This window comes from Enterococcus sp. DIV0755b (assembly GCF_051713765.1).
Classification (GTDB): Bacteria; Bacillota; Bacilli; order Lactobacillales; family Enterococcaceae; genus Enterococcus_C; species Enterococcus_C canintestini.
The window spans coordinates 34,838-47,129 of sequence record NZ_JBIOQN010000001.1 but is presented as its reverse complement, the minus strand read 5'-3'; the positions used below and the strand labels follow the sequence as shown (position 1 = coordinate 47,129).

The following is a 12,292-nucleotide window of genomic DNA, read 5'->3' as shown; positions in this document are numbered from 1 at the left end:
CCAGACTTATGAGTAGGGATTCTAGCGTTTTTTGTTATAATTAGACTAAGTAGATAAGGCGGGGTGAAAAATGGAACATAAACGAGAGTTTAATAATGGCGCCTCATTTTGGGTACAAGTCGATAACCATAGTGTTACGACCTTGACAGAGCTGCAAGAAAAATACCAACTAAGTGATGAGATGCTAACCTATTCATTAGATAAAAACGAACGTGCTCGCGTGGAGTATGACGCAGAAGAACACGCTTTTTTATTAGTCTATAATGTGCCGCACCGGCATAAAACAGATAATCACTATGAGACAAGCCCGATGACATTTATCATTAAAGAACATCATCTGTTTTCATTTACGACAGACCATACTGGCTATGTCACGGATATGATGGAAAATTTATTGCATAAAAGCAGTAATCAAAGCGAATATAGTTTACTTTTTCATACCCTTTTTTTAATTTCAGATTCCTTTTTTCCTTTAATTGAAGAAGTGAATAGTGAAAGGATGCGCTTGAATCAATAACTAAGAGAACGCACCACGAATAAGAACTTGCTGGAACTGTCTGACCTTGAAATTGGGTTAGTTTATTTAGTAACTGCGACAAAGCAAAATGCGGTTTTGTTGCAACAAATTCGAGCTTTGAGTATTTTCCATCGCTTACATGATAATGAAAAAGAGCAGTTGGATGATGCTTTAATTGAGGCTAAACAAGCGGTGGAGATGACGAATTTAGCTTCACAAGTAATCGATCAGCTTTCAGGTGCCTATAACAATCTTTTAAATAATAATCTAAACGATACGATGAAGTTTTTAACCATTTGGTCTTTGTTACTAACTGTACCAACTATCGTTACCGGCTTTTTTGGTATGAACGTGCCCTTACCATTTTCTAATTCTGTTTTTGGCTGGGCAATTGCAATGCTAATTAGCCTTGGCTTATCCGTGTGGATGCTTTTGGCGATGTGGCGTCGGATAAAGTAAGTTAATTTTTAATTACTAGTCCACAACTGGTAGCAATGACCAAAGCTTGTTGCGGGTTAACAACAAGTCCTCTTAAAGCAGTATAATCTAAAAAAATCTGTTGAAATTCATTTTGGCTAAAATCTAGTTTATTTAACGATGTGTGCCCCCAGTTACTTCTAGTTAAATCATTTTGACTTAATGTTAGGTGTTGCCACTTGATGTTATAAAATTCACTTTCTGTTAAACGACATTGTGAAAATTGGACAAATTTTAAATTACTTTGGCTAAAAGATGTAAAATCACACAGGCAATCGTGAAATTTGCAGTCACGTAAATAACTTTCGGCAAAATTCGCCCCAGTTAGTTTACACTGTTCAAATACAACTTGGTGAAAACTAGCTTTGAGCCATTCAATGTTGGAAAAATCACAATTGTAAAAAATGACGTTGCTCGCCTCGAAATTATCGAGACGGGCTTTATGGAGTGTAATTTTTTCCAGTGTACTTTGTCTGATAATCATATTTTTAGCAGTTAAATAGCTATAGTCAGCTAAAACAAATTGTTGTCCTTCAAAAAAAGCTTCATCTTCAATAAAAAAATCAGCTGATGTTAATGAGGGAAGTTGCGGAGGTGCCGGTTGTTTCATTTTAAGACTCCTTTCGTTAGAGCTTTTGTTACTTTGCATTTTAGCCAAATAGAACCATAAAAACAAATTATGATGATAAATTGTGATGGTGAATTACCTCAATCTACTTAAAAATATTTCTTTTTTTAGAATAATTATTGTGAAAAAAATTCCATCTCATAAATTTCTAATTTTGAAAACGGATTATTTCAAGGTTTTGAATAGGAATTCTTGTTATAAATAAGATGTTAGCGATTCACAAGCAGAATAATCGCCTTTCAATTTGTTTTTTTCTAAAATGTAAACGGAAACAGAAAATAGCATGTTTCACGGATAGTTTCCTTTGTACTTTTTTAAAATATTTTGTGAAAAAAGTAGTAAGGATGATTTAAATATTGGAGGAATTAGAAATGACAAAAACAATTATTGTCGGAACCAACCATGCCGGTATTGCAGCGGCAAACACATTATTAGATAATTACCCAGATCAAGAAGTAGTGATGATTGATCGTAATACCAATTTAAGTTATTTAGGTTGTGGAACTGCGTTATGGGTTGGTCGTCAAATTGATGGTTATCAAGATCTTTTTTATACAAACAAAGAGGCTTTTGAAGAAAAAGGCGCAAAAATCTACATGGAAACTTCAGTAACGGATGTCGATTTTAATAAAAAAATCGTTTACTGTGAGAAAAAAGACGGTTCTACTTTTGAAGAAAGCTATGACAAAATTATTTTAGCAACTGGTTCACGCCCAATCTCACCAAAAGTACCAGGACATGATTTAGCTGGTATTCACTTTTTGAAATTATTCCAAGAAGGGCAAGAAGTTGATCGCGAAATGGCAAAAGACAGCGTGAAAACAGTAGCTGTTGTAGGTGCCGGTTATATTGGTGTTGAAATTGCCGAAGCTGCGAAACGTCGGGGCAAAAATGTATTGCTTTTTGATGCTGCTGATCGTTCATTACCATCTTATTATGACAAATGGTTTACCGATGACATGGACAAAAACTTAGCCGATCATGGCATTGAACTACACTTTGGCGAACTAATTAAAGAATATAAAGGGACTGAAAGAGTCGATACCGTTATTTCTGAAAAAGGCGAATATCCGGTTGATATGGTCATTAATGCAATTGGTTTTGGTCCAAACGCACAACTAGGGAAAGATCATTTGGAACTTTTTGCCAATGGCGCTTATTTAGTTGATCGTCATCAACAAACGAGTGATCCTGATGTGTATGCCGTAGGAGATTGTGCTACGATTTATTCGAACGCTTTAGATGCCACAACGTATATTGCACTAGCTTCTAATGCAGTACGAACAGGGATTGTCGCAGGTCACAATATTGGTGGCACACCAGTTGAGTCTGCTGGCGTCCAAGGTTCAAATGGGATTTCAATCTTTGGCTTTAACATGGTTTCAACTGGGTTATCCGTTGCTGCTGCTGAAAAGAACAACATGGAAGTAAAATATACTGATTATGAAGATTTGCAAAAACCAGGCTTTATTAAAGAAGAAAACGGTGATGTGAAAATTCGTATCGTCTATGAAGCATCTTCTCGTCGAATCGTGGGGGCACAAATGTCTTCTACTGAAGATATTTCAATGGGGATTCACATGTTCTCACTTGCGATTAGTAAACATGTGACGATTGATGAATTGAAGTTATTGGATATTTTCTTCTTGCCACACTTCAACCAACCTTACAACTACATTACTATGGCTGCTTTAGCTGCAGAGTAAAATAGCATAAAATGTTTAACGCTAAGTTTCAGTTTTATTACTGAGCTTAGCGTTTTTTTTCTTACAGGACTTTTCTTTTAATTCATTCTATTATTCGGTAAAATAAAATAGAATCTAGTTATAAATAATCTCTATATTAAAAAGCAAAAGGAGGGGGAAAATGGCAAGACCTACGAATAAAGAAGAGTTGTTACAAGCCGCAGAGCAATCCTATGACAAAATGGTAGCGCTACTAAAAACATTGCCGGAAAGTGCATTAACGCAAACATTTACTTTTGATGTTGAAAAAGAAAAGCAAGCTCATTGGCAGCGGGATAAAAATTTACGTGACGTTTTGATTCATCTGTATGAATGGCACAAGCTATTACTGACATGGGTAGAAACCAATCAAAAAGGTGAAGCAAAACCATTTTTAAAAGCAGGCTATAATTGGAGAAATTATGGGGAGATGAATATAGAATTTTGGCAAAAACATCAAAGTACAACGTATGAAGAAGCCTTTGAACTCGTACAAACAACGCATCAAAAGGTCATGGACTTAGCCGAACAATTTTCCAATGATGAATTATTTGAAAAAGGAGTATTTCCTTGGGTAGGAGGAACTACTTTAGGTAGCTATTTTGTCTCGGCAACTGCCAGTCATTATGAGTGGGCGTTAAAAAAAATTCGGAAATTTAAAAAGAGTTTAGCAAACTAAGTTAGTATAAATTATCTTTTTTGTTTCAACGAATTTAAGTAAATAAAAAAAGAATATTCAGAAAATTTAGAATAAACTGTTGACATCGTTTTTATCAAGCTTTATGATGTTTGTAACAAACAAGCAGGTGATGAAAATGACAACTTCTCCATTTATGATGAATTTATTATTATAGCTGAGGACTCTTTGGGTAATTTAAGAGTCCTATTCGCATTGCATTAACGGTTAATCCCTTAATGGAATGCTTTTTTTATAATTTTTTTTAGAAGATAAGTTGTCAAACATTGCATAATTGAGGAGGAAATATCATGAGGGCAATTCAGTTTTTTGATACAACGTTACGAGATGGCGAACAAACCCCAGGTGTCAATTTTAATACCAAAGAAAAGGTGCAAATTGCCTTACAGTTAGAAAAATGGGGAATTGATACGATTGAAGCTGGCTTTCCGATTGCATCAGTAGGGGATTTTGAAGCAGTAAAGGCGATTGCAAAAGCCGTTCAGAAGATGACAGTTACAGGATTAGCTCGTTGCCAGAAAAAAGATATTGATCGTGCTTATGAAGCTCTTCAATATGCCCGCTTTCCACAGATTCATGTTTTTTTAGCCACCAGTGATGTTCATATGCAGTACAAATTGAAAATGACAGAAGCAGAAGTGTTGGCTGCCATTAAAGAACATGTCAGTTATGCTAAGACTAAATTTGCTAAAGTTCAATTTTCCCCTGAGGATGCTACCCGTACTAGAAAAGAATTCCTTTTAACCGCAGTTCAAACTGCAATTGATGCCGGTGCTACGATTATTAATATTCCCGATACGGTTGGCTATTCTAATCCCACAGAATATGGCGTATTATTCAAATTTTTGTTGGCTAATATTCACAGTTCAGAAGAAATTGTTTTTTCTTCTCATTGTCATGATGATTTGGGGATGGCAACAGCAAACGCACTGGCTGCTATTGAAAATGGTGCGACCCGCGTTGAAGGTACGGTGAATGGCATTGGCGAACGTGCTGGCAATACTGCGCTAGAAGAAGTGGCAGTTGCTCTTTATATTCGTAAAGATTTTTATCAATGTGAAAGTAAAATTCAACTGCAAGAAACAAAGCGAACTAGTGATTTGGTGGCGCGACTTTCTGGGATTTCTGTCCCACAAAATAAAGCGGTGATAGGCGGTAATGCTTATGCGCATGAATCTGGAATTCATCAAGATGGGGTGTTAAAAAATCCTGAAACTTATGAAATTATTACGCCTCAATTAGTTGGAGTGAACACCAATTCATTGCCACTTGGAAAATTATCTGGTCGTCATGCGTTTGTCACCAAAATGCAAGAATTGGGTTATACCTTAGCTGATGAGGAAATAAAGCCACTATTTAAACAGTTTAAAAATTTAGCCGATAAGAAAAAACAAGTTACAGATGATGATTTGTTAGCTTTAGTGGCCGATCAAGATCGGCAATCCCAGACTGCCTTTCATTTGGCGCAAGTCCAGTTGCAATATGTTTCTAATGGTCATCAAGGGGCGATTGTTTCAGTTAAAAATAGTGAGGAGCAAATAAAAGTTGCCTCTGCAATTGGTTCTGGTAGCATTCAAGCGATATATAATTCCATTGACCAGATTTTTTCTCAGAAACCAACCTTAGTCAGTTATGAAATTACCGCCTTAACTGCTGGTGAAGATGCCCAAGCACAAGTGAGAGTTGTTTTAGAGTGTCCCAAAACGAAAAAAAGAATTAATGGTATTGGGATAGATTTTGATGTTTTAGAGGCATCTGCTAAAGCTTATGTCCAAGCCAGCGGTAGTTTGAAAAATTTTTCAGCATAATTTATTAAGGCGAGGAGAATAGAAATGAAAAAAATTACAGTTTTAGCCGGGGATGGTATTGGCCCAGAAATCATGGCGAGTGCCATTGCAGTTTTGCAAGCTACTGCATCAAATTATGGGCAAAATTTTCAATTTAATAATCAACTTTTTGGTGGTGCAGGCATTGAAGCTAGTGGTAAAGCTTTACCTGAAGCAACGCTTCAGGCTTGCTATGATGCCGATGCTATTTTATTAGGGGCCATTGGCGGAGCTATAGGCTCGCCTTGGGAAAAAGCTAAACAAACCCCAGAACAAGGACTTTTAGCTTTAAGAAAAGCACTAAACTTATTTGCTAATATTCGTCCAATTTGTGTCCCAGATGCGTTATTACCTTTATCACCAGTCAAAGAAGCAATTGTGAAAGGGACAGATTTTATTGTCGTACGGGAATTAACTAGTGGAATTTATTTTGGCGAACCAAGACAACTACAAGAAACAAAAGCTTACGATACTTGTCGTTATACTGAAACAGAAATTGCCCGCATTGCCCACAAAGCATTTCAGCTAGCACAAACACGACGGAAAAAAGTCACTTCTGTTGATAAAGCCAATGTTTTAGCGACCAGCAAGTTATGGCGTAAAGTGGTGACAGATGTTGCTAAAGATTACCCTGACTGTACTTTGGAGCATCAGCTAGTTGATTCTTGTGCTATGCGTATTGTGCAACAGCCCACGGATTTTGATGTAATTGTTACTGAAAATTTATTTGGTGACATTCTAAGTGATGAAGCTTCTGTTTTACCTGGAACATTAGGAGTCTTACCAAGTGCAAGTCACAGTGAAAATGGCGTTTCTTTGTATGAACCCATTCATGGCTCAGCTCCAGATATTGCTGGGAAAAATTGTGCAAATCCGGCTTCGATGATTTTGTCTGCAGCTTTAATGTTACGTCAAAGTTTTCAGGAAGAAAAAATGGCACAATCAATTGAAGATGCGGTCTTTGCGGTAATGAATGAAGGCGTTGTGACGCCAGATTTAGGTGGTAATGCTAAAACAGATGAATTTACCGCAGCTGTGATTAAAAAAATTCAAAGTTAAATTTTGGCGGTGATAGTTAAATTCTATTATTTGAGCTTATGGGAGGTAATGAGATGAAAAAGACACTTTTTGATAAAGTTTGGGACCGCCATGTCATTAAAGGCAAGAAAGAAGAGGCGCAATTATTGTATGTTGACTTGCAATTGATTCATGAAGTGACTTCGCCCCAAGCTTTTGAGGGGTTACGACAAACCAAACGCACCGTTCGTTGTCCAAATCGAGTCTTTGCAACAATGGACCATAATGTGCCTACTGTTAATATTCATCAGATTAGTGATCTGATTGCCAAAAAACAAATTGATACACTACGCCAAAATTGTCAGGAATTTGGGATTGAACTCTGTGATAATGGTTCTGAAAATCAGGGTATTGTTCATATGGTAGGGCCAGAAATGGGATTAACACAACCAGGTAAAGTAATTGTGTGTGGCGATTCCCATACAGCAACCCACGGTGCTTTTGGTGCCATTGCGTTTGGTATTGGAACAAGCGAGGTCGAACATGTTTTTGCGACACAGACAATCTGGCAAAAAAAGCCTAAAAAATTGGGAATTAAAGTAACTGGCCAGCTGCAACCTGGAGTCTATGCAAAAGATATTATTTTAGCTTTAATTGCTAAATATGGAACTGATTTTGGAGTGGGATATGCCGCTGAATTTTTTGGCGACACCATTTCAAATCTATCAATGGAAGAACGAATGACAATTTGCAATATGGCAATTGAAGGTGGTGCGAAAATCGGAATAATGGCACCAGACCAAAAGACATTTGATTACGTTGCCCAGCGTCAATATGCACCAAAAGATATGGCAGCAGCAATTGAGGATTGGCAAACACTTTATAGTGATGAAGGAGCAACATTTGATTGCTTGATAGAATTAGATGCCGCAAGTCTCGCGCCTTTTGTAACATGGGGAACAAATCCCGAGATGGGAGTCGCGGTTGACAAAGAATTCCCGCCAATTCAAGATCATAACGATGCATTGGCTTATGACTATATGAATTTACAGCCAGGTCAAAACGTTCAGGATATTCCGATAGAATATGTTTTCATTGGCTCCTGTACGAACGGACGACTTTCTGACTTGCAAGAGGCCGCTAAAATTATTGCGGGTAAAAAAATAAAAGCAGGTGTGACTGGAATAGTGGTCCCTGGTTCACGACCTGTAAAACATGCGGCAGAAAAATTAGGCTTAGATAAAATTTTTGAAGCAGCTGGCTTTGAATGGCGTGAGCCGGGTTGTTCTATGTGTTTAGGGATGAATCCTGATAAGGTGCCGGAATTTGTCCACTGTGCTTCCACTTCGAATCGTAATTTTGTCGGTCGCCAAGGGAAAAATTCCCGAACACATTTGTGTAGTCCTGCGATGGCAGCAGCGGCTGCGTTAAATGGTACTTTTGTGGATGTGCGCAAACTTGTGAAAGGAGCGGTTGGTTAATGGAAGCATTTAAAGTATATACAGGTAAGACTGTTCCTTTTATGAACAACAATGTAGATACAGATCAAATTATTCCAAAGACTTATTTAAAGCGAGTCGATAAAAAAGGATTTGGTGAATTTCTCTTTGATGACTGGCGTTATTTAGCAGATCGCACGCCTAATCCAGAATTTGTTTTAAATTATCCTCAGTACAAAGCAGCAACCATCTTAATTTCAGGTGATAATTTTGGCTCGGGTTCTTCGCGAGAACACGCTGCTTGGGCCTTAATGGATTATGGCTTTAAGGTAGTAATCGCAGGTAGTTTTAGTGACATTTTTTATATGAACGCCACTAAAAATGGTTTGCTTCCGATTGTATTAGATGAATTAGCACGTAAAAAGTTGGCAGCTTTAGCGCCTGAAGTAGAAATTACGATTGATTTACCCAACCAAGTCGTTAAAACTGCCACCGCTGAATTTCCATTTACAATAGATGAAAGCTGGAAATACAAATTAGTCAATGGCTTAGATGAAATTGGAATCACTTTACAAGATGAAGCACTCATCACACAATATGAAAATAAAATGATGCCAAGTTATTGGCGTTAATAAAAATCCTTATCAAAGCATAGCATAGCACGATTTTGCTGGGATAAGGATTTTTTTGATGGTTAAATTCCTTTAATGAAAAACGTAATGATTTTTTAGCTATAAGAAAGTAGCGTTTTTTTAGATGGAATTTTTCGTTGGAGTGTTTCATTATAAAAACTAATACTTTTTGTTAAACAATTTATGAAAAGATAAAGTTTAATCACTTTGTTTCAGTTTTTTTGTTAAAAATGATACGCTTACATTGGAAAATAAAGCGAAAGGGTGAAAAATGATGGATGAAAAAGAAAAACAACTAGAAAAACTAGCCCAAGAAGCCAAAAAGGATAAATCGATCGAAAAAATAGATAAAATGGAAAAAGAATTGCAATTAGATGATGAGAGTAAAGAAGAAAAAGAAAGTAAAGGAATTGAAAAAGTAGTCGAAGATACACCGATTGCTGGAGCAAATTTTCGCTCCCCTAATCAACCTTATTAAAAGAAAAAATTTTAAGGACACCCAAATTTGCGATAAATTTTGGGTGTCTTTTTATACAGCTAAAAATCTTCTAGGCTTGACAAATATTTTTAGCTGTAGTATATTTTACTAGTTGAGAAATGAAAGCAGAAGCACCCGCTTCTCGCCTTAGTGAAGATATTGCTGGGCAGAATAGTTAGATCGCTTGTTTTACAAGCTGATTTTGCGCGCGGGTTCGATTACGAACTCGTTTTTTTATTGCTTTCTCTCTTCAAAAAACTTGGAGGTGAATGACCATAGCAAAGGATATGATGGTAAACGACGGCATTCGTGCACGTGAGTTGCGTTTGATCGACCAAAACGGTGAACAATTAGGTGTTAAAACTAAAGCAGAAGCATTAAGCATTGCGGAACAAGCAAATCTTGATGTCGTTTTAGTGGCTCCCGGTGCGAAACCACCAGTAGCTCGGATCATGGATTACGGGAAATATCGTTTTGAACAACAGAAAAAAGATCGTGAAGCTCGTAAGAAACAAAAAGTGATCAACATCAAAGAAGTTCGTTTAAGTCCGACAATTGATGTCAATGATTTCAATACAAAACTACGTAATGCACGTAAGTTCCTAGAAAAAGGAGACAAAGTGAAAGCTTCAATCCGTTTTAGAGGTCGTGCCATTACCCACAAAGAAATTGGTCAGAAAGTCCTTGATCGCTTAGCTGAAGAAGTTGCGGATATCGCAGTTGTTGAGCAAAAAGCGAAGATGGACGGACGCAGTATGTTTCTAGTGGTTGCACCAAAGCCTGAGAAATAAGCGTCAGTCAGTCAAAGTTCATGAAGAATTGATTTTGAGGAGGAAAATTAGTTATGCCAAAACAAAAAACACACCGCGGTTTAGCAAAACGCGTAAAACGTACTGGTAAAGGCGGATTAAAACGATTCCGCGCGTTTACAAGCCACCGTTTCCACGGCAAAACAAAAAAACAACGCCGTCAATTGCGTAAAGCAAGCATGGTGTCAGCTGGCGATTACAAACGTATCCGCCAACAATTAGCTCGCATGAAATAAGCTAGTTGTACCCTTGCTTTACCATTTTAAAAATTCAAGATTTATTTTAGGAGGAATTAAACATGGCACGTGTTAAAGGTGGAACAGTAACTCGTAAACGTCGTAAAAAAGTGCTTAAATTAGCAAAAGGTTACTACGGTTCCAAACATACTTTATTTAAAACAGCAAAAGAACAAGTAATGAATTCATACAACTACGCATACCGCGATCGTCGTCAGAAAAAACGCGACTTCCGTAAATTGTGGATTGCACGTATCAACGCTGCAGCTCGTATGAACAACTTGAGCTACTCAAAATTAATGCATGGCTTGAAATTGGCTGAAATCGACATCAACCGTAAGATGTTAGCTGACCTTGCTGTAAACGATGCAACTGCATTTACTGCATTAGCTGACCAAGCTAAAGAAGCTTTGCAATAGCAAGCTTTAAAACGTTGGTGTGTCAACGTTTTCCCCACTTTAATTAGTGGGGTTTTTTGTTTGACCCAGAGATTGACCCAGACGCTTTCCGTTAGTTATGTAGTCGGAAAACAATAAAGCCGCTTCTTCGTTGCTCTCTTTTGTTACATGCGTATAGATGTTCATCGTTGTTTTGATGTTGGTATGCCCCATTCGAACTTGGACTTGTTTCATGCTGGCGCCTGCTTCAAAAAGAAGAGAGGCATGTGTATGTCTAAAACCATGTACAGTGATTCGGGGCATATCTTTATTATGAATGTAAAAGCTATCCAACCAAGATAAAGGCGTTCTGGGATGCATATAGGAATTGTTATCAATTCTTGAAAAAACGAGTTGATTAATCGATGAAACAAAGCCTAATTTTTCTAATTTTTTTGATTGAACAGAACGCCATGTTTTTAAAACATCCACTGTGTTGTCATCAATTGAAATAACACGATTACTGGCTCTCGTTTTCGGTGTTTGAACAAGAAGCTTGCCATTTTTACCAACAGCTTGCGTTTTCGTAACAGTAATCGTTTTCTTTTTGAGATCGATATCTCGCCAAGTGAGCGCCAATGCTTCGCCCTTCCTTAAACCAGTAAAAGCTAACAAAGAGAAAAAGGTATAGCGAATAAATGGAAATCCTTCTTTCATCCTATTCAAAAAATCAAGCAATTGTTGGCGATCATAAAAATTTTCTGGCTCGTTGGGCTTAAAATCGTCATTTATTGCAGGCAGAATGACTTTCTTCATAGGATTCTCTTTGAGTATTCCTATGGAGCAACCGTAATCAAAGACCATACTTGCGTAGTTAATATACCGTTTGTACCTTTTAGGGGAAGTTTCAGCCCAATGGTTGGCTTGTTTTTGACAATCGATAACAGATATTTTATCTATACGATAAGATCCAATAGCAGGCAAGATATGCCTATCGAAAACAAAGCGAGTTCCCCAATAGGTACTTTCTTTTACTTTGTTTTTGTAAACTAATTCAAACCAGTTCTCAAATAAATTTTGATAGGTTTGTATTTTAGGGGATTTTTTTAGTCCTTCTTCCTCAAATTGAATTTCTAGTCTGGCCAGAGCTAATTTTGCTTCTTTCATAGTTGAAAAGCCACGTCTTGTTGTCTCTCTTTGTTTACCAGTTAAAGGATCAATACCTAAATATTTTCGGAACATGAAAGCAGGCGTTCCATCTTTTTTGATATATTTCTTTATTGTTGTCATGTAAATTCCTCCCAGTACCTAACGTGGGGCGAAGGGCATAAGGGGTTTTACGTTAATTGGTATCTAATATGAAAAGAAAAGCCCGAAGGCTCTTCTTTATAATAAAATCTAATGAAGCGCAAGTATAGACATCATAGTATGAGGT

The 12,292-nt window shown here is 37.2% G+C and carries 12 protein-coding genes, 1 pseudogene and 1 other annotated feature; of the genes and pseudogenes, 11 read left to right on the top strand and 2 right to left on the bottom strand.

All coding sequences use genetic code 11. From position 1 onward, the window contains the following. Positions 1-70 precede the first annotated feature (70 nt). Positions 71-976, top strand: a pseudogene (locus IGI65_RS00340) (magnesium transporter CorA family protein). Between the two features lies 1 nt (position 977). On the opposite strand, the gene IGI65_RS00335 reads toward IGI65_RS00340, so the two are convergent. Further along, positions 978-1,604 (bottom strand): pentapeptide repeat-containing protein, encoded by a 627-nt coding sequence (locus tag IGI65_RS00335; protein ID WP_438772885.1) that lies wholly within the window; start codon positions 1,602-1,604, stop codon positions 978-980. 389 nt (positions 1,605-1,993) lie between these two features. Here IGI65_RS00335 and nox point away from each other — a divergent pair, with 389 nt between their 5' ends. The 10 genes from nox (at position 1,994) to rplT (ending at position 10,899) form a co-directional block, all read left to right on the top strand. After that, the gene (gene nox / locus IGI65_RS00330) at positions 1,994-3,328 is read left to right on the top strand and encodes a H2O-forming NADH oxidase (RefSeq protein WP_071865253.1); all 1,335 of its coding nucleotides are present in this window, start codon (positions 1,994-1,996) and stop codon (positions 3,326-3,328) included. A 160-nt stretch (positions 3,329-3,488) separates the two neighbouring features. Beyond that, on the top strand, positions 3,489-4,025 hold the full coding sequence (locus IGI65_RS00325) for a ClbS/DfsB family four-helix bundle protein (protein WP_438772884.1): 537 nt from the start codon (positions 3,489-3,491) through the stop codon (positions 4,023-4,025). Positions 4,026-4,333: 308 nt separating this feature from the next. Further along, positions 4,334-5,851, top strand: coding sequence for a 2-isopropylmalate synthase (locus IGI65_RS00320; protein ID WP_438772883.1), 1,518 nt, complete (start codon positions 4,334-4,336; stop codon positions 5,849-5,851). A 24-nt stretch (positions 5,852-5,875) separates the two neighbouring features. Further along, complete coding sequence (gene leuB, locus IGI65_RS00315) at positions 5,876-6,928, top strand: 3-isopropylmalate dehydrogenase (RefSeq protein ID WP_438772882.1); 1,053 nt, start codon at positions 5,876-5,878, stop codon at positions 6,926-6,928. 53 nt (positions 6,929-6,981) lie between these two features. Further along, entirely contained in the window at positions 6,982-8,367 is a 1,386-nt protein-coding gene (gene leuC / locus IGI65_RS00310; protein ID WP_438772881.1) for a 3-isopropylmalate dehydratase large subunit, read from the top strand. Beyond that, the gene (leuD, locus tag IGI65_RS00305) at positions 8,367-8,957 is read left to right on the top strand and encodes a 3-isopropylmalate dehydratase small subunit (protein WP_438772880.1); all 591 of its coding nucleotides are present in this window, start codon (positions 8,367-8,369) and stop codon (positions 8,955-8,957) included. The genes leuC and leuD overlap by 1 nt, the downstream gene beginning before the upstream one ends. A 271-nt stretch (positions 8,958-9,228) precedes the next feature. Further along, entirely contained in the window at positions 9,229-9,435 is a 207-nt protein-coding gene (locus IGI65_RS00300) for a hypothetical protein (RefSeq protein ID WP_249024175.1), read from the top strand. A 117-nt stretch (positions 9,436-9,552) separates the two neighbouring features. Beyond that, positions 9,553-9,679: a sequence feature (ribosomal protein L20 leader region), on the top strand. A gap of 25 nt (positions 9,680-9,704) precedes the next feature. Next, the gene (gene infC, locus IGI65_RS00295) at positions 9,705-10,226 is read left to right on the top strand and encodes a translation initiation factor IF-3 (RefSeq protein ID WP_016173761.1); all 522 of its coding nucleotides are present in this window, start codon (positions 9,705-9,707) and stop codon (positions 10,224-10,226) included. Between the two features lie 53 nt (positions 10,227-10,279). Continuing rightward, complete coding sequence (gene rpmI, locus IGI65_RS00290; protein ID WP_016173762.1) at positions 10,280-10,480, top strand: 50S ribosomal protein L35; 201 nt, start codon at positions 10,280-10,282, stop codon at positions 10,478-10,480. A 62-nt stretch (positions 10,481-10,542) separates the two neighbouring features. Further along, positions 10,543-10,899: a 50S ribosomal protein L20 gene (gene rplT / locus IGI65_RS00285; RefSeq protein ID WP_438772879.1), complete on the top strand. Its 357-nt coding sequence runs from the start codon at positions 10,543-10,545 to the stop codon at positions 10,897-10,899. Between the two features lie 39 nt (positions 10,900-10,938). Here rplT and IGI65_RS00280 read toward each other — a convergent pair whose 3' ends face one another. Next, positions 10,939-12,147 (bottom strand): tyrosine-type recombinase/integrase, encoded by a 1,209-nt coding sequence (locus tag IGI65_RS00280; RefSeq protein ID WP_438772878.1) that lies wholly within the window; start codon positions 12,145-12,147, stop codon positions 10,939-10,941. Positions 12,148-12,292: the final 145 nt, after the last annotated feature.

What these genes read in the sequence shown, in the direction of transcription:
- IGI65_RS00335 (WP_438772885.1), bottom strand. Translation starts at nt 1,604, where the DNA reads ATGAAACAACCGGCACCTCCGCAACTTCCCTCATTAACATCAGCTGAT.
- nox (WP_071865253.1), top strand. Translation starts at nt 1,994, where the DNA reads ATGACAAAAACAATTATTGTCGGAACCAACCATGCCGGTATTGCAGCG.
- IGI65_RS00325 (WP_438772884.1), top strand. Translation starts at nt 3,489, where the DNA reads ATGGCAAGACCTACGAATAAAGAAGAGTTGTTACAAGCCGCAGAGCAA.
- IGI65_RS00320 (WP_438772883.1), top strand. Translation starts at nt 4,334, where the DNA reads ATGAGGGCAATTCAGTTTTTTGATACAACGTTACGAGATGGCGAACAA.
- leuB (WP_438772882.1), top strand. Translation starts at nt 5,876, where the DNA reads ATGAAAAAAATTACAGTTTTAGCCGGGGATGGTATTGGCCCAGAAATC.
- leuC (WP_438772881.1), top strand. Translation starts at nt 6,982, where the DNA reads ATGAAAAAGACACTTTTTGATAAAGTTTGGGACCGCCATGTCATTAAA.
- leuD (WP_438772880.1), top strand. Translation starts at nt 8,367, where the DNA reads ATGGAAGCATTTAAAGTATATACAGGTAAGACTGTTCCTTTTATGAAC.
- IGI65_RS00300 (WP_249024175.1), top strand. Translation starts at nt 9,229, where the DNA reads ATGATGGATGAAAAAGAAAAACAACTAGAAAAACTAGCCCAAGAAGCC.
- infC (WP_016173761.1), top strand. Translation starts at nt 9,705, where the DNA reads ATGACCATAGCAAAGGATATGATGGTAAACGACGGCATTCGTGCACGT.
- rpmI (WP_016173762.1), top strand. Translation starts at nt 10,280, where the DNA reads ATGCCAAAACAAAAAACACACCGCGGTTTAGCAAAACGCGTAAAACGT.
- rplT (WP_438772879.1), top strand. Translation starts at nt 10,543, where the DNA reads ATGGCACGTGTTAAAGGTGGAACAGTAACTCGTAAACGTCGTAAAAAA.
- IGI65_RS00280 (WP_438772878.1), bottom strand. Translation starts at nt 12,147, where the DNA reads ATGACAACAATAAAGAAATATATCAAAAAAGATGGAACGCCTGCTTTC.